General features: G+C 67.4%; 19 protein-coding genes. 10 read left to right on the top strand and 9 right to left on the bottom strand.

Annotated elements, in window-relative coordinates:
- Positions 1 to 7: 7 nt before the first annotated feature.
- The 7 genes from ruvC (at position 8) to A3A5_RS0122620 (ending at position 5,957) form a co-directional block, all read left to right on the top strand.
- Positions 8 to 553 (top strand): crossover junction endodeoxyribonuclease RuvC, encoded by a 546-nt coding sequence (ruvC, locus tag A3A5_RS0122650; RefSeq protein WP_018312790.1) that lies wholly within the window; start codon positions 8 to 10, stop codon positions 551 to 553.
- Positions 554 to 633: 80 nt separating this feature from the next.
- Positions 634 to 1,869, top strand: a complete 1,236-nt coding sequence (locus A3A5_RS0122645) for a glycerophosphodiester phosphodiesterase (protein ID WP_018312789.1) — start codon at positions 634 to 636, stop codon at positions 1,867 to 1,869.
- Positions 1,870 to 1,946: 77 nt separating this feature from the next.
- Positions 1,947 to 2,528, top strand: a complete 582-nt coding sequence (gene ruvA, locus A3A5_RS0122640) for a Holliday junction branch migration protein RuvA (RefSeq protein ID WP_018312788.1) — start codon at positions 1,947 to 1,949, stop codon at positions 2,526 to 2,528.
- Between the two features lie 58 nt (positions 2,529 to 2,586).
- Positions 2,587 to 3,642: a Holliday junction branch migration DNA helicase RuvB gene (gene ruvB, locus A3A5_RS0122635; protein ID WP_026201018.1), complete on the top strand. Its 1,056-nt coding sequence runs from the start codon at positions 2,587 to 2,589 to the stop codon at positions 3,640 to 3,642.
- A 207-nt stretch (positions 3,643 to 3,849) separates the two neighbouring features.
- Entirely contained in the window at positions 3,850 to 4,443 is a 594-nt protein-coding gene (locus tag A3A5_RS0122630) for a hypothetical protein (RefSeq protein WP_018312786.1), read from the top strand.
- A gap of 44 nt (positions 4,444 to 4,487) precedes the next feature.
- On the top strand, positions 4,488 to 5,072 hold the full coding sequence (locus tag A3A5_RS0122625) for a YSC84-related protein (protein WP_026201017.1): 585 nt from the start codon (positions 4,488 to 4,490) through the stop codon (positions 5,070 to 5,072).
- Between the two features lie 159 nt (positions 5,073 to 5,231).
- On the top strand, positions 5,232 to 5,957 hold the full coding sequence (locus A3A5_RS0122620) for a queuosine precursor transporter (protein WP_018312784.1): 726 nt from the start codon (positions 5,232 to 5,234) through the stop codon (positions 5,955 to 5,957).
- 8 nt (positions 5,958 to 5,965) lie between these two features.
- Here the strand turns inward: A3A5_RS0122620 and A3A5_RS0122615 are convergent, their stop codons facing one another.
- The 4 genes from A3A5_RS0122615 to tyrS all read right to left on the bottom strand — a co-directional run bounded on the left by A3A5_RS0122615 (position 5,966) and on the right by tyrS (position 9,116).
- Positions 5,966 to 6,640 carry a histidine phosphatase family protein gene (locus A3A5_RS0122615; RefSeq protein ID WP_018312783.1) on the bottom strand — a complete coding sequence of 225 codons (675 nt, stop codon included), beginning with the start codon at positions 6,638 to 6,640 and terminating at the stop codon, positions 5,966 to 5,968.
- A gap of 63 nt (positions 6,641 to 6,703) precedes the next feature.
- Entirely contained in the window at positions 6,704 to 7,351 is a 648-nt protein-coding gene (locus tag A3A5_RS0122610; protein ID WP_018312782.1) for a YbhB/YbcL family Raf kinase inhibitor-like protein, read from the bottom strand.
- Positions 7,352 to 7,402: 51 nt separating this feature from the next.
- On the bottom strand, positions 7,403 to 7,864 hold the full coding sequence (gene dtd, locus A3A5_RS0122605) for a D-aminoacyl-tRNA deacylase (protein ID WP_010813898.1): 462 nt from the start codon (positions 7,862 to 7,864) through the stop codon (positions 7,403 to 7,405).
- A 10-nt stretch (positions 7,865 to 7,874) separates the two neighbouring features.
- Complete coding sequence (tyrS, locus tag A3A5_RS0122600) at positions 7,875 to 9,116, bottom strand: tyrosine--tRNA ligase (protein ID WP_018312781.1); 1,242 nt, start codon at positions 9,114 to 9,116, stop codon at positions 7,875 to 7,877.
- 245 nt (positions 9,117 to 9,361) lie between these two features.
- On the opposite strand from tyrS, the gene A3A5_RS0122595 reads away from it, so the two are divergent.
- The gene (locus A3A5_RS0122595) at positions 9,362 to 10,753 is read left to right on the top strand and encodes a M23 family metallopeptidase (protein ID WP_018312780.1); all 1,392 of its coding nucleotides are present in this window, start codon (positions 9,362 to 9,364) and stop codon (positions 10,751 to 10,753) included.
- Positions 10,754 to 10,764: 11 nt separating this feature from the next.
- Positions 10,765 to 11,895 (top strand): anhydro-N-acetylmuramic acid kinase, encoded by a 1,131-nt coding sequence (locus tag A3A5_RS0122590; RefSeq protein WP_018312779.1) that lies wholly within the window; start codon positions 10,765 to 10,767, stop codon positions 11,893 to 11,895.
- Between the two features lie 10 nt (positions 11,896 to 11,905).
- Here the strand turns inward: A3A5_RS0122590 and A3A5_RS0122585 are convergent, their stop codons facing one another.
- The gene (locus tag A3A5_RS0122585; protein ID WP_018312778.1) at positions 11,906 to 12,811 is read right to left on the bottom strand and encodes a LysR family transcriptional regulator; all 906 of its coding nucleotides are present in this window, start codon (positions 12,809 to 12,811) and stop codon (positions 11,906 to 11,908) included.
- Positions 12,812 to 12,901: 90 nt separating this feature from the next.
- On the opposite strand from A3A5_RS0122585, the gene A3A5_RS0122580 reads away from it, so the two are divergent.
- On the top strand, positions 12,902 to 13,699 hold the full coding sequence (locus A3A5_RS0122580) for a phytanoyl-CoA dioxygenase family protein (protein WP_018312777.1): 798 nt from the start codon (positions 12,902 to 12,904) through the stop codon (positions 13,697 to 13,699).
- A 62-nt stretch (positions 13,700 to 13,761) separates the two neighbouring features.
- Here the strand turns inward: A3A5_RS0122580 and erpA are convergent, their stop codons facing one another.
- The 4 genes from erpA to rplM all read right to left on the bottom strand — a co-directional run bounded on the left by erpA (position 13,762) and on the right by rplM (position 15,808).
- Positions 13,762 to 14,130 (bottom strand): iron-sulfur cluster insertion protein ErpA, encoded by a 369-nt coding sequence (gene erpA, locus A3A5_RS0122575; RefSeq protein ID WP_010813904.1) that lies wholly within the window; start codon positions 14,128 to 14,130, stop codon positions 13,762 to 13,764.
- A 101-nt stretch (positions 14,131 to 14,231) separates the two neighbouring features.
- On the bottom strand, positions 14,232 to 14,720 hold the full coding sequence (locus tag A3A5_RS0122570; protein WP_018312776.1) for a polymer-forming cytoskeletal protein: 489 nt from the start codon (positions 14,718 to 14,720) through the stop codon (positions 14,232 to 14,234).
- 254 nt (positions 14,721 to 14,974) lie between these two features.
- Positions 14,975 to 15,367, bottom strand: coding sequence for a 30S ribosomal protein S9 (rpsI, locus tag A3A5_RS0122565; protein ID WP_018312775.1), 393 nt, complete (start codon positions 15,365 to 15,367; stop codon positions 14,975 to 14,977).
- Positions 15,368 to 15,379: 12 nt separating this feature from the next.
- Positions 15,380 to 15,808 carry a 50S ribosomal protein L13 gene (rplM, locus tag A3A5_RS0122560; RefSeq protein WP_010813907.1) on the bottom strand — a complete coding sequence of 143 codons (429 nt, stop codon included), beginning with the start codon at positions 15,806 to 15,808 and terminating at the stop codon, positions 15,380 to 15,382.
- Between the last annotated feature and the right edge of the window lie 343 nt (positions 15,809 to 16,151).

Here is a 16,151-nt window from a genome sequence, read left to right as displayed (position 1 = left end):
CCACCCAATGCGAATCCTAGGCATCGACCCCGGCCTGCGCACCACCGGCTTCGGCGTGATCGAGAAGCAGGGCAACAAGCTTGCCTACATCGCCTCGGGCACGATCAAGAGCGACGGCAATGCCAACCTGCCGGAACGGCTGAAGACGCTGTACGACGGCATCAGCGAGGTGTCGCGGACTTATGCGCCCGACTGCGCGGCGATCGAGAAGGTCTTTGTCAACGTCAACCCGCAGTCCACGCTGCTGCTCGGCCAGGCCCGCGGCGCGGCGATCTGCGGGCTGGTCGGCTACGGCTTGCCCGTGTTCGAGTACACCGCGCTGCAGCTCAAGGTGGCGGTGGTCGGCTATGGCCGCGCCAACAAGGCGCAGGTGCAGGAAATGGTGACGCGGCTCCTGATGCTGCCGGGCCAGCCCGGCAGCGATGCCGCCGATGCGCTCGGCGTGGCGATCTGCCATGCCAACGGCGGCGATACCCTGGGCACGCTGGCGGGCCTGGCGCCCAATCTGGTGCGCAAAGGCATGCGCGTGCGGCGCGGGCGGCTGGTCGGCTGAGCGCACTGTCGGATGGCGCTTGCCGCGCGCGCTTTGCCATCTTTTACAATCGGGCCTTGGTCTCACCACAGGAACGCTGCATGCCTAGCCAGTCCCGATTAAGCGCGCCGCGCTGGCGCGCCGCCGGCCTCTTCCCAGTTCTTGCCTTCCGGCGATGGCTGTTCCCGGCCGCTGCCGCCGCGGCCTGCGCCGTGCTGGTCGCCGGCTGCGCCACCGCGCCGCGCCCGAAGCCCGCCGCCCAGGTGCCAGCGCCCGCGCCGAGCGCCCCGCCCCCGGCCGCCTCCGCCGCCCAGCCCAGGCCGCTGGTGATCGCCCACCGCGGCGCCAGCGCCCTGCGCCCCGAACATACGCTCGCCGCCTACGCCAAGGCCATCGAGGACGGCGCTGACGCCATCGAGCCCGACCTGGTCATGACACGCGACGGCGTGCTGGTAGCGCGCCACGAGAACGACATCACCGGCACCACCAACGTGGCTGACCTGCCGCAGTTTGCCGAGCGCAAGCGCACCAAGGTGATCGACGGCGAGCGCCTGAGCGGCTGGTTCACCGAAGACTTCACGCTGGCCGAGCTCAAGACGCTGCGCGCGCGCGAGCGCATCCCGCGCCTGCGCCCGGACAATGCGCGCCTGAACGACCAGTTCGGGGTGCCGACCTTCGACGAGATCGTGCGCCTGGCCGAGCAGGCCGCGCTGCGCACCGGCAAACCCATCGGCATCTACGCGGAACTGAAGCACCCAAGCTACTTCCGCGGCATCGGGCTGCCGCTCGAGGACAAACTGGTGGCCGCGCTGCGGGCACAACCCTACCTGCGCAACGCACCCGTGTTTATCCAGTGCTTCGAGACCGGCAGCCTGCGCGCGCTGCGGCGCACGCTTGGCAGCGGGCTGCCCAACGTGAAGCTGGTGCAGCTCATCGGCAACCCGCGCAAGGGTCCGGCCGACTGGAAGCTGGCGGGCGACGGCCGCACCTTCGGCGACATGCTGGGCGCGACCGGCCTGCGCGAGGTGGCGGCCTATGCCGACGGCATCGGCCCCGAGAAAAGCAGCGTGGTGCCGCGCGATGCGCAGGGCGCGCTGGCTGCGCCGACGCCGGTGGTGCGCCAGGCGCATGCTGCCGGGCTGTTCGTCCATCCCTACACCTTCCGCCCGGAAAACAGCTTCCTGCCCAAGGCGCTGCAGACCGGCGGCGACGAAGCCACGCGCAGCCCGTCCGGCATGGAGCGGGAGGTGCAGGCCTTTATCGCGGCCGGCATCGACGGTTTCTTCACCGACGACCCGGCGCTGGGCCGACGCGCGGTGGATACGCGGGGGCGCTGACCGGCCGGGCGGCCGCTGGGCTACACTTGCGGCCGCCGCCTCCCTGGCACCCCACCTTCCACTCCCTCCTCCGCACCATGATCGGACGCATCGCCGGCACCCTTATCGAGAAGAATCCCCCGCACCTGCTGGTCGACTGCCACGGCGTCGGCTACGAGGTGGACGTGCCGATGAGCACCTTCTACAACCTGCCCGCGGTGGGCCAGCCGGTGACGCTGCTGACACAGCTGATCGTGCGCGAGGACGCGCACCTGCTGTACGGCTTCGGCAGCGCGGCGGAGCGCAACACCTTTCGCGAGCTGATCAAGATCACCGGCATCGGCGCGCGCATGGCGCTGGCGGTGCTGTCGGGCATGTCGGTCCCCGAGCTGGCGCAGGCCATCACGTTGCAGGAAGCCGGCCGCCTCACGCGCATTCCCGGCATCGGCAAGAAGACCGCGGAGCGGCTGCTGCTGGAACTCAAGGGCAAGCTGGGCGCGGAGCTGGGCCATGCACCGGGCACGCCGGCGGTGCCGGACAGCGCCGTCGACGTGCTCAATGCGCTGCTGGCGCTGGGCTACTCGGAGAAGGAAGCCGCCGCCGCGATCAAGCAGGTGCCGGCGGGGACCGGCGTGTCGGAAGGCATCAAGCTGGCGCTCAAGGCATTGTCCAGGGCTTGAGACCTGCATAGACGCGTAGAATGGCGGATTGTTGCCGCTGTCCGGGCCCCTGACGACCATGATCGAAACTGACAAGCTTGCCGCCCCCGCCCGCGTGATCGCCGCCACCCCCGCCTCGTCGCACGAGGAGGCGTTCGAGCGCGCGCTGCGGCCCAAGCTGCTGGACGAGTATGTCGGCCAGGAAAAGGTGCGCGGGCAGCTCGACATCTTCATGCACGCCGCGCGCAACCGCCGCGAGGCGCTGGACCATGTGCTGCTGTTCGGCCCGCCGGGCCTGGGCAAGACCACGCTGGCCCACATCATCGCGCGCGAGATGGGCGTCAACCTGCGCCAGACCTCGGGCCCCGTGCTGGAGCGCCCGGGCGACCTGGCCGCGCTGCTGACCAACCTGGAAGCCAACGACGTGCTGTTCATCGACGAGATCCACCGGCTCTCGCCGGTCGTCGAGGAAATCCTGTACCCGGCGCTCGAGGACTACCAGATCGACATCATGATCGGCGAAGGCCCGGCGGCGCGCTCGGTCAAGCTCGACCTGCAGCCGTTCACGCTGGTGGGCGCCACCACGCGTGCCGGCATGCTGACCAACCCGCTGCGCGACCGCTTCGGCATTGTGGCGCGGCTGGAGTTCTATACCGCAGAGGAACTGGCCCGCATCGTCACGCGCTCGGCGCAGCTGCTGCATGCCCGCATCGACCCGCAGGGCGCGCTGGAAATCGCCCGGCGCGCGCGCGGCACGCCCCGTATCGCCAACCGGCTGTTGCGCCGGGTGCGCGACTACGCCGAGGTCAAGGGTGATGGAAACATCACCCGCGCCATGGCCGACGCGGCGCTGGCCATGCTGGACGTGGACAGCGTCGGCTTCGACCTGATGGACCGCAAGCTGCTGGAAGCCGTGCTGCACAAGTTCGGCGGCGGCCCCGTGGGTGTGGACAACCTGGCCGCGGCCATCGGCGAGGAGCGCGACACCATCGAGGACGTGCTCGAGCCCTACCTGATCCAGCAAGGTTACCTGCAGCGCACGCCGCGCGGGCGCGTGGCCACGGCTGCCGCCTACCGGCATTTCGGCCTGGCCAACCCGCAAGGCGGCCCCAGCGAGCTGTTCGGCGACGCCTGACAGCACGCTGCAGCGCAGCAGTAGCGCCTTGGCTGGTCTCCGGCGCAGCACCAATTAAATGTTTTAATTTCCCGCTCCAAATTTTTTCGAAGTGGATTGCTGGCCCGTGGCCGATTGTCCACAATGGCTTTATCGGCACCGGCCCGGTACCGCGATGGCCGTGCCCCGCCAGGCACGGCACCTTCACAAATACGTCAAGGAAAGCCAATGATTCGCCAGTCGTCCAGCCTGCTCGCCGCAGCCCTCGCCGCCACCGCGTTCGCCGCCGGCAGTGCCAACGCCCAGCGCCCGCCGGCGCCGGTCGGCGTAGCCGAAGAAGCGGTCATCAGCGGCAAGATCGTCGATATCGATCCCGAATCCAAGGCCGTGCTGGTCCAGGGCCCGCGCGGCAACGTGGTCGAACTGGTCGGTGGCGACGAAGTCCGCAACTTTGGCCAGATCCGCAAGGGCGACATCCTCACCGTGGCGCGTGGCGCCGCGCTGGTCGCCGCGCTTGAGCCGGTCGACAGCAAGGCCACCGCACTGGCCGAATCGGTCGACCGCACCACGCGCGCCGCCGAGGGCGGCAAGCCCGGCATCATGCGCGAGATCACCACCACGGTGACCGCACAGATCACCAAGGTCGACCCGGCCCAGCGCCTGATCACCTTCCGCGGTCCGCGCGAGACGCTGCGCACCGTGAAAGTGCAGGACCCGGCCATCGACCTGAAGGGCATCAAGCAGGGCCAGATGGCCAAGATCGTCTACCGTGAAGTCGTGGCCATTACGGTCAAGGCACCCGCGGCAGCCGCAGCCAACTGAGCCACTGAGCCAGACGCGGTACTTTTCCCATCAGGAGGTTACCTATGAATCGTCGCCACTTTGTTACCCGGGTTGCAGGATCCGGCCTTCTCGTTGCGACCGCGATGGCCGCGGGCTGCACCACCACCGGCACCGGCGCGCCGAAAGACTCGGTCGCCAAGAAGCAGGAAATCGATGCGGGTGTCGACGGCGCGCTGAACCGGCTGTTCTCCTCGACTAACGGCTCGCGCGAGCTGGCGCAGCGTGCGCAGGGCGTCCTGGTATTCCCACGCGTACTTGCCGGCGGCTTCATTGTAGGCGCCGAATACGGCGAGGGCTCGCTGCGCTCGAAGGGCGCGACGGTCGGCTACTACAGCACGACGCAGGCCTCGGTCGGGCTGACCGCCGGTGGGCAGTCGAAGGCTGTCATCATCATGTTCATGACGCCCGAGGCCTACAACAAGTTCGTGGCCAGCAAGGGCTGGACGGCGGGCGCGGATGCCAACGTGGCGGTGGCAAAGATCGGCGCGGACGGCCGGCTCGACACGCTGACCAGCCAGCAGCCGGTGATTGCATTCGTGCAGACCAATGCCGGCCTGATGTTCGACGTCTCGGTGAACGGCTCCAAGATCAGCAAGCTGGAACTCTGACACCGCTGGCCCCGCCCCCTGCAGGGCCGCCACTCCCGAACAGATTCCCGGCTCCGGCCGGGAATTTCTTTTGGGGAGCGCTCTCTCGACGCGCCGCGGGGCGCCGGCTGGCATAATCGCGCCCAACCCACTGCGCCCGCGCGCGCGACCGGAGCCTTCATGTCAGCCATCCCCGCCAGCCCGGCCCGTGCCGCGCGTGTCTACCGCTACTACGACTTCGTCATGGTGGCCTTTGTCACCGTGCTGCTGTGCTCGAACCTGATCGGCGCGGCCAAGGCGGCGCAGGTGACGCTGCCGGTGATCGGTACGGTGACCTTCGGCGCGGGGGTGCTGTTCTTCCCGGTCTCCTACATCTTCGGCGACGTGCTGACCGAGGTCTACGGCTATGGCCGCGACCGGCGCGTGGTCTGGGCAGGCTTTGCCGCACTGGCCTTCGCCACCTTCATGAGCCTGGTGGTGCTGAACATGCCGGTGGCGCCGTTCATGGCGGATTATCAGAAGAGCCTGCAGGATGTGTTCGGCAACACCTGGCGGATCGCTCTCGGCTCGCTGATCGCGTTCTGCTGCGGCAGCTTCACCAATAGCTTCGTGCTGGCCAAGATGAAGCTGTGGAGCGCCGGGCGGTGGCTGTGGACGCGCACCATCGGTTCGACCCTGGCCGGCGAACTGGTGGACTCGTCGCTGTTCTATGTGATCGCCTTCTACGGAATCTGGCCGCTGGAAAAGGTGATCCAGGTGGCGGTGGCACAGTATGTGCTGAAGACCGGCTGGGAAGTGGTAATGACGCCGGTGACGTATAAGGTGGTGGGCTTCCTGAAGCGGGCCGAGAACGAGGACTACTTCGACCGCGATACCGACTTCACGCCATTCCGGGTCCGGGTCTAGCTTTCCGGCTACGGCACGCGCCGGTCCACCTCGTCCAGCGCCAGGTTCTCCAGGTGGCTGACATCGCCCCACTGCGCCAGCGTCAGGTGGGTGCTGTCGCTGCGTAGCCGGTTCACGCTGGCATTGAGCAGTTCATGCTGGCGCGGCGCTTCCAGCGTCATGCCGGTGGCCTCGCGGTACAGGCAGTCGAGCACGCCGCCGTGCGCCACCAGCGCGATGCGCTCGCCGGGGTGCCGGCGCGACAGCGCCAGCACCACCTCGACCGCGCGCTCATGGAAGCCCAGCAGCGACTCGCCTTCAGCCGGCGCGTAGTCCGGCACGCGCGCCTGCCAGCGGGCGAAATCTTCGGGCAGGTGCTCGGCCACCTCGGCGTAGGTCTTGCCCTGCAGCGTGCCGTAGCTGCGCTCGCGCAGGCGCGCATCGGGGCGTACCTGCAGCCCCAGCACCTCGGCCAGCGGCGCAGCGGTTTCCATCGCACGCGACAGGTCGCTGGCATAGACCGCATCGATCGGCTCGCCCGCCAGCGCAGTGGCCAGCGCGCGCGCCTGGGCGCGGCCGGTCTCGTTCAGGGGAATGTCGAGCTGGCCCTGCAGCCGGCGGTCCCGGTTCCAGGCCGTTTCGCCGTGGCGGATCACGATCAGGTGGGTATAGGCCAGCGAATGCGGCCCGGGGCTTTGCGACATGCCGTTTCCTTCGGGATTTCCTTGAGGCCGGCACCGCGCGGCTGGCGCGGCGCCGGCCAGGCGTTATTTCGCCAGCTTAGGGTTCAGCGTATAGGTGCCGGTGAGGCTGGCCTGCGCCAGCACATGGCCCTGGATCGCCTCGCGCGCCTGCGCGCCGGTGAAAGTGCCATCCAGCGGCAGCCGGTCGACGTCCAGCGCATACAGCGTGAACACGTAGTGGTGCAGCAGCGTGTCGTTCCACGGGGGGCACGGGCCGTCATAGCCGTAGTAGTCGCCCTTCATGTCGGCATCGCCGGCAAACCAGCCGGTGTAGTCGTTGATGCCGTGGCGCAAGCCGCCCGCGGTGGCGGTGCCGCCGGTGGCTTCGGGACCCGGCTTGCCGCGCGCGATCACGCCGTCGCTGTGCGAGCCCGCCGCGATCGAGGTCAGGCCCGGCGGGATGTCGACCAGCACCCAGTGGAAGAAGTCCACGCGCGGCAGCGAGGACGGCACTTCGCGGCCTTCCTGGTTGACGTCGTCCCCCTTGCTCGGGACGTCGCGGTCGTGGCAGATCAGCACGAACGAGCGCGTCTCGGCCGGGGCGTCTTCCCAGTGCAGGTCGGGATTGCGGTTGTTCGACAGGGCCACGTGGGCGGCGGCGTCGGGCACACAGAAGGCGAACTCGCCGGGAATCGGCGCGTTGTCGTTGAAGGACTTGCTCCAGAGTTTCATTTGTCTCTCCTGTCTTGGTGCCGCGCCGGGGCGCGGCAGCTTCGAATCTGTTCAGGCCGGCGGCACCCGCAGCCAGAAGGTGACCGGGCCGTCGTTGACCAGGCTGACCTGCATCATCGCGCCGAACTCGCCGGTCTGCACCTGCGGATGGGCGGCGCGCGCCTGCGCCACGAAATGCTCGTACAGGCGCCGGCCGTCCTCGGGCGAGGCCGCGGGCGTGAAGCTCGGCCGCGTGCCGCTGTTGGTATCGGCCGCCAGCGTGAACTGCGACACCACCAGCAGCCCGCCGGCGTTGCCGTTGCCGTCCATGTTCTGCACCGGCAGGTTCATCTTGCCGGCCGCATCGGAAAACACCCGGTACGACAGCATCTTGGCCAGCAGCCGCTCGGCCTGCGCCTCGGTGTCGCCGCGCTCGGCGCAGACCAGCGCCAGCAGGCCGGCGCCGATTTCACCGGTGGTTCGGCCTTCGACCGTGACGCGGGCCTGGGCCACCCGCTGGATCAGCGCGATCATCCCGGCCGCCTCAGGCCAGCGTCACGCGCGCGAAGCGGCGCTTGCCGACCTGCACGACGTAGGTGCCCGCCGCCACCTTGGTGGCTTTGTCGCCGACCGTGGCGCCATCGATCTTGACGCCGCCCTGCTCGATATTGCGGTTGGCTTCCGACGTGGACGGCACCAGGTTGGCCTGCTTGAGCAGTTGCGCGATGCCCAGCGGCGCGCCGCTCAGGCTGACCGCCGGGATATCGTCCGGCACGCCGCCGCGGGCGCGGTGGTTGAAATCTTCCAGCGCCTTCTCGGCATCGGCCTGGCTGTGGAAGCGCGCCACGATCTCCTGCGCCAGCAGCACCTTGCAGTCGCGCGGATTGCGGCCCGCGGCGATCTCCTGCTTCATCAGGTCGATCTCGCTCATCGGGCGGAACGACAGCAGCGTGTAGTACTGCCACATCAGGTCGTCCGAGATGCTCATCAGCTTGCCGAACATCTCGTTGGGCGCCTCGGTCACGCCGACGTAGTTGCCCTTGGACTTGGACATCTTCTCGACGCCGTCCAGGCCCACCAGCAGCGGCATGGTCAGGATGCACTGCGGCTCCTGGCCGTATTCCTTCTGCAGCTCGCGCCCGACCAGCAGGTTGAACTTCTGGTCGGTGCCGCCCAGCTCCAGGTCCGACTTGAGCGCGACCGAGTCATAGCCCTGCATCAGCGGGTAGAGGAACTCATGCACCGAAATCGGAATCCCGGAGCGGAAGCGCTTGGTGAAGTCGTCGCGTTCCATCATGCGCGCCACGGTGTACTTGGCCGCCAGCTGGATCATGCCGCGCGCGCCCAGCGGATCGCACCACTCGCTGTTGTAGCGGATCTCGGTGCGAGCCGGGTCCAGCACCAGGCTGGCCTGGCGGTAGTAGGTCTGGGCGTTGGCCTCGATCTGTTCGCGCGTGAGCGGCGGGCGCGTGCTGTTGCGGCCCGACGGATCGCCGATGGTCGAGGTGAAGTCGCCGATCAGGAAGATCACCTGGTGGCCGAGGTCCTGCAGCTGGCGCAGCTTGTTCAGGACCACGGTATGGCCGATATGGATGTCGGGCGCGGTCGGATCCAGGCCCAGCTTGATGCGCAGCGGCACGCCGGTGGCCTCGCTGCGCGCCAGCTTCTGCGCCCACTCGGATTCAATCAGCAGTTCGTCGCAGCCTCGCCTGGAGACTTCCAGGGCCTGCATCACCGACGGCGTCAGGGGGTATTTGGCCGTGGGGCCCGTGGCTACTTCAGTCATGACGTAAGTCTTTGAAATACTTGAAATTTTAGGAAATTTCCTGACAGCCACCAGGGCCGGATTTTGGTATAATCCGCGATTCCCGGCGCCTACGGAAGCCTTTCAAGTGCGCTACCCGCCACTTTGTGCAGCAATGCAGGCGGCCAAATAACAGTGAAGAGCCCGTGCCGCACCTCGGGGGAGGAAGGCAGACGAGACACATCGTCCCCGGCAGCGGTGCTCAGACCAAGGTTGAATTTTACGTGATGTGGTCCAGACTCCGCGAAGTTTTCGCGCGTGAGCTGGTGGTTCTTGTCGATCCGACCAACCCCCAGCACGCGCGGCGGCGCAAACAACTGACGGCCTCGGTGGGCGCAATCTTCACGCTCGGCATGGCCGCGGCGATGGGCGTTGCGCCGCGCAGCGCCTTTGACGATCCGCTCGCACCGCGCACGCAGCAGGCGCTGCGCATGCCCGACGTGCGCGAGCAACTTGAGCAGCTTACCGACAGCGAGGCCGTCTACGTGCGCGAAGAGCGCATGCAGCGCGGCGACACCATCGCCAGCCTGCTCAAGCGGCTGGGCGTGGACGATGCCGATGCGCAGGCGTTCATCGTCAAGAACCCGACCGCGCGCGGCCTGTTCAGCCTGAGCCCCGGCCAGGCGGTGCAGGCGGAGATCGACGAAAGCAACACGCTGGTGTCGCTGCAGGCCAACCTGGGCGGCGACGCAGCGGCCTCGCGCGAGCTGGTGATCGAGCGCGTGCGCGCGGCCAGCGACGACACCGCCGCCGCCTACAAGGCCAAGGTGCAGCGCGTCGACAACGACGTGCACTACGAGATGGCCTCGGGAGCAATTTCCGCGGGCGGTTTCTTCAAGGCCATGGACGCGGCCAACGTGCCCGACGAAGTCGTGCAGCAGATGCTGTCGATCTTCTCCGGCGTGATCGACTTCCACCACGACATCGCCAACGGCGACCGCTTCCGCATCATCTACGAAGCGGGCTTCCGCGACGGCACCTTCGTGCGCAACGGCCGCGTGGTCGCATTGGAGCTGATCAACCGCAACCAGCTGCACCAGGCGCTGTGGTTCGCGCCCGAGGACAGCAAGGACGGCGGCGCCTACTACACCTTCGACGGGCGCAGCATGAAGCGGCCGTTCCTGCGTTCGCCGGTGGAATTCTCGCGCGTGTCGTCGGGCTTCGGCGGCCGCGAGCATCCGCTGCATCATGACTGGGCGCAGCACAAGGGCGTGGACTTCGCCGCCCCGACCGGCACCAAGGTGCTGGCCACCGGCGACGGCGTGGTCGAGTTCGTCGGCCAGCAGAACGGCTACGGCAATATCGTCATCCTGAACCACGCCAACGGCTACTCGACCTACTACGCGCACCTGTCCGGCTTTGCCGGCATGCGCCAGGGCCAGCCGGTGCGCCAGGGTCAGCTGATCGGCTATGTCGGCTCGACCGGCTGGGCCACCGGCCCGCACCTGCACTATGAGTTCCGCTTCAACGACGTGCCGCAGAACCCGCTGACCATCACGCTGATGGAATCGCCGACGCTGACCGGCAAGTCGCGCCAGGAATTCCTGACCTACACCAGCGGGCTGCTCAGCCGCATCAATGCGCTGCGCACCTACAACGTGCTGACCGCCTCCAACTGAGCGCGCCCATCGTGACCCTGTCCGTGCCTGGCAGCGAACGCTATATCGGCATCATGTCCGGCACCAGCATGGACGGTGCCGACGCGGTGCTGGTGGATTTCAGCGGCGCGCGGCCCGCCGTGCTGGCGGCCGCCAGCCAGCCCTTCCCCGACACGCTGCGCGCGGCCTTCGCCGCCCTGCAGCAGCCGGGCGAGGACGAGATCCACCGCGAGGCACTGGCTGCCAATGCGCTGGCGCAGGTCTATGCCGGCTGCGTGGCCGCCCTGCTGAGCGAGGCGCAGGTCGACGCAGCCGCGGTGGCCGCCATCGGCGCCCACGGCCAGACTATCCGCCACCGGCCGGGCCTGTACGACGGCATCGGCTACACCCGTCAGAGCCAGCATCCGGCGCGGCTGGCCGAGCTGGCCGGCATCGACGTGGTGGCGGACTTCCGCAGCCGCGACATCGCCGCCGGCGGCCAGGGCGCGCCGCTGGTGCCGGCGCTGCACCATGCGCTGTTCGGCAGCAACGCCGAAACCCGCGTTGCCTGCAATATCGGCGGCATCTCCAATATCAGCATCCTGCCCGCGGCGGGCGGCGCCGTCAGCGGCTTCGACTGCGGCCCGGGCAATGCGCTGCTCGACTACTGGGTCGGCCGCCACCGCGGGCTTCCCTTTGACAGCAACGGCGACTGGGCCGCCAGCGGGCGTGTCGACGCCGCACTGCTGGCGCAGTGCCTGGCCGAGCCCTACTTCAGCGCAGCGCCGCCCAAGAGCACCGGGCGCGACCTGTTCCATCCGGGCTGGCTCGAAGCCCGTCTCGCCTCATCCCAACACCTCGCGCCTGCCGACGTGCAGGCGACGCTGGCCGCGCTGACGGCCGAGGCCATCGCGCGCGACGTGCGCACCCATGCCCCCGATGCGCGCCGCCTGATCGTCTGCGGCGGCGGCGCCCGCAATGCGTTCGTGATGGCACGGCTGGCGCAGGCGATGCCCGGCGTGGCCATCGAGACCTCGGAAGACTACGGCGTGCCGGTGTCGCAGGTCGAAGCCATCGCCTTTGCCTGGCTGGCACGCCAGTGCCTGGTGCGCCTGCCCGGCAACGTGCCCACCGTGACCGGCGCCGCCGGGCCGCGCGTGCTGGGCGCGATCTATCCGCGCTAAGCGCTAGGGCCTAGGGCAGGCGCATCGCGCCGCCCGCCTCCACCCAATCCATAAACGCCTGCGCCAGCGGCGAGGCCCGCATGGCCGGCGAGCGCGCCAGCACCACGCGCTGCGGCGTCACCGGCTCGCGCAGCGGCAGGCAGGCGATCGGCACGCCGTCGTAGCTGTGGTCGCCGGCCGGGCGCGTGCACGACAGCGCCACGCCATAGCCGTGCGCCACCAGCCCGCGCTGCATCTCGAAGGTCTGCGTGTACTGGTGCAGCACCGGGTGCAGGCCATGCGCCCAGAACAGCGACAGGAAGTACTCGCGCGTCTGCGGGATGTCCTCGAGGATCAGCCGTTCGCCGGCCAGGTCGGCCAGGCTCACCTCGGTGCCGCTTGCCAGCGGATGGCCGGCGGGCAGCAGCGCATAGGGTGCCAGTTCCGCCAGCGTGCGGCGCTCGGTGCGGGCATCGAGCCCCAGTTCATAGGTCAGCGCCAGTTCGGCCTTGCCCGCCTGCAGCGTGCGGTGGACGGTTGCCAGATCGGCCTCGAACAAGGTCACCGAGATGCCCGGATGGTGCCGGCGCAGCCCCGCCAGCAGACGTGGCACAAAGTACGGCCCGAGGTCCTGGAAGCAGGTCAGCGAGAGCTGGCCGATCAGCCCCCGGCCGCTGGCGTCGTCCACGGTGAGGCCGGCCGCCAGCGCGAGGATGTCTCGTGCCCGCCCCAGCAAGCGCTGCCCGGCGGGCGTCAGGGACAGCCCGCGGCTGACCTGGCGCCTGAAGAGAGGCTCGCCCAGGGTGTCTTCCAGCTGTGCGACCGCGGTGGAGACAGAAGGCTGCGACACATGACGCGCCCGAGCCGCCGCGCTGATACTGCCGTGCTCGGCTGCAGCGACAAAGTATTCGAGCTGGCGGAAGGAGAATGGAATCATGATTTCCTATATCACAACATAGGAAATATATGCTTTTCCTATCCCCAATGCATGGCGATACTGGGCACATCGCCCCCACACAACGTTGCCATGAACATCACCCAGGAACAGATCGACACCTACCAGCGCGACGGCGTGCTGGTGTTGCGCGGCGCCTTCACCGACTGGGTCGAACGGCTGCGCGACGGCTTTGCGCAGAACCTGGCCGAGCCAGGCCCCTTCGCCATCGAGAACGTACGGCCCGGCGAAAGCGGGCGCTTCTTCGAGGACTACTGCAACTGGCAGCGCATTACGCCGTTCGATGACTTTATCCGCCAGTCGCCGGCGGCGGCCTTTGCCGGGTGCATCATGCAGTCGCAGGCGGTGCAGGTATTCCACGAGCACATCCTGGTCAAGGAGCCCGGCACGGCCAAGCCCACGCCGTGGCACCAGGACCTGCCCTATTACTGTGTCGACGGCACCCAGACCGCGAGCTACTGGATCCCGCTGGATCCGGTCACGCAGGCCAATACGCTGCGCCTGGTGGCCGGCTCGCACCGCTGGCCGCGGCTGGTGCGGCCCAAGCGCTGGGCCAGCAACGAGAACTTCTATGGCGGTGACGACGCCTTCATGGAGATGCCGGACGTGGAAGACGGCAGCTACACCCTGCTCGCGCCGGAGCTGGCGCCGGGCGATGCCGTGGTGTTCGACTTCCGCACCGTGCACGGCGCGGCCGGCAATACCGGCACCGGGCGCCGACGCGCGTTCTCGGCGCGCTTCCTGGGCGACGACGTGCGCTTCATGCAGCGGCCCGGGCGCACCTCGCCGCCGTTCCCCGGCATCGATCAGCAGACCGGCGAGCGCATGCGCGAAGACTGGTTTCCCGTGGTCTGGCGCGCCGCGCAGTAAGCTATCGCGGAAAAGAAAAAAACGCACCCGAAGGTGCGTTTTTTTCTGGGGACCGGTGTGGGTCAGACCGAGAACGACGAGCCGCAACCGCAGGTGGTCGAGGCATTCGGGTTCTTGATCACGAACTGCGCGCCGTTGATGTCTTCCTTGTAGTCGATCTCCGCGCCGACCAGGTACTGGTAGCTCATCGAGTCGATCAGCAGGGTGACGCCGTTCTTGACCATGGTGGTGTCGTCTTCGTTGACTTCCTCATCGAAGGTGAAGCCATACTGGAAGCCGGAGCAGCCGCCGCCCTGCACGAACACGCGCAGTTTCAGTTCGGCATTGCCCTCTTCCTCGATCAACTGCTTGACCTTGTCGGCGGCGCTGTCGGTAAAGACGAACGGTGCCGGCACGTCCTCGGTAACGGGTGCCTCTGCGACTGCGTTCATGGGGTGTTCTCCTGTTTAGATACGCCTGTATTCTAAGCGCTACTGGAAGATCGTGCCGAAACCCTGTGTTTTCAAGGGGTTCCCGGCATGGCGGGCGCCGCTCAGGCGGCCTTTTCAGTGGGATGGGCGCCGGCAGCGGGCGTTGCGCGGTCCGTGACAGCAGCCTCGTCCGCCGCTTCCGTCACTTCAGCCGCCGGCGCCGCCTCGAGCAGATTCGGCAGCGCCTTGATTTCGCCTTGCACCAGCGGCATCAGGCGGCCTTCGACCAGCGCACCCTGGTGCATTTCCAGCGCCGCGTAGCGCACGTCACCCAGCACGCGGGCATGCGGCTGCAGTTCGAGCAGGTCGGTGGCCTGCACCGGGCCCTTGACGGTGCCGTTGAGCACCAGGTGGCCGACGCTGATCTCGCCCTCGACCATGCCTTTTTCGCTGACCACCAGCATGCTCGGCTTGCCCGGCGCCGCCGTGACGTTGCCGCGCACGCGGCCGTCCAGGCGCAGGCCGCCGGCAAACACCAGGTCGCCGTCGATGACGGAGTCTTCGCCGATCAGCGTATCGATCGAAAGGCCCTTCTTTTTCGAAAACAGCATCACTCTCACTCCTCTCTCGTTCGTGCCGAACCCTCCGGCCGTGGCGCATTCGCGCCGGCAAGCAGCACTTGCCGATGGCGACAGGGCGTGATTGTAGCCGCGCGCAGCCCATACCCCACAAAAGTATGGCTGCCCAATCGCTTTTTCGGCAGGCCAATGCATTTCCGTACCCTGGGCGCGAAAAAAAACCGCACGGCCAGCGTGCGGTTTTCTGGTCTCGCAAAGTCCGGCAGTACCGGACCCGCGAAAGCGCATCAGCGCTTCGAGAACTGCTTGCGACGACGCGCCTTGTGGAAGCCGACCTTCTTACGCTCGACTTCACGTGCATCGCGCGTGACGTAGCCAGCCTTCGACAGCGCCGACTTCAGGGTCGCATCGTAGTCGATCAGGGCACGGGTGATGCCGTGGCGCACTGCGCCGGCCTGGCCGGTTTCGCCACCGCCGGTCACGTTGACCTTGATGTCGAACGTTTCGCCGTGGGCGGTCAGTTCCAGGGGCTGGCGCACGATCATCAGCGAGGTTTCGCGAGCGAAATACTCTTTGATGGGCTTGCCGTTGACGACGATGTCGCCCTTGCCCGACTTGATGAAGACACGAGCCACAGCGCTCTTGCGGCGGCCAGTACCGTAATTCCAGTTACCGATCATGGATTGGCCTCCTTAGATTTCCAGCGCCTTGGGCTGCTGCGCTTCGTGCGGATGCTCGGCTTCGGCGTAAACCTTCAGCTTCTTGATCATCGCATAGCCCAGCGGACCCTTCGGCAGCATGCCCTTCACAGCCTTTTCCAGGGCACGGCCCGGGAAACGCTGTTGCATCTTGCCGAACGTCGTTTCGTAGATACCGCCCGGGTAGCCCGAATGGCGATAGTACTTCTTGTCCGTTTCCTTGGTACCCGTGACACGCAGCTTGGCTGCATTGACGATGATGATGTAATCACCCGTGTCGACGTGCGGAGTGAATTCCGGCTTGTGCTTGCCGCGCAGACGGCGTGCCACTTCGCTGGCGACACGGCCGAGGACTTTGTCCGTCGCGTCAATCACGTACCAGTCGCGCTTTACCTCATGAGGCTTGGCGGAAAAGGTCTTCATGATTTTTCCTGACTATTAGTTCGTACCCGAAATCCGACTCGCGAAGGCTTGTGCTCGCCCCTGCAAGTCTTGTGGCTGGCCCGTGAAGGCTGGCCTGATCCTGCTCTTTCTTCCGCGGGTATGACGGAAAGCCTTCCATTATACTGACGGCTGCCGGAAGCGCACAAGCAAAGACTGATCTTTTCGTCAAGATCGCTGCCATGGAGGGGCCAAGCCAGGGCAGCCTCGGGCACTTTGGCGTGCACGGTGCGCCAGGACGCAGGGGCGAAAAAAAACCCAAGCTGTTGAGCTTGGGTTTGAATCCACCAAAGGAGGAGGGTGGAGGAGACACTGGGAGATCGAC

The sequence above is a fragment of the Cupriavidus sp. UYPR2.512 genome, assembly GCF_000379565.1.
Lineage (GTDB): Bacteria > Pseudomonadota > Gammaproteobacteria > Burkholderiales > Burkholderiaceae > Cupriavidus.
Note: the sequence above shows the minus strand (reverse complement) of the source record. Positions and strands in the feature narration are given on the sequence as shown.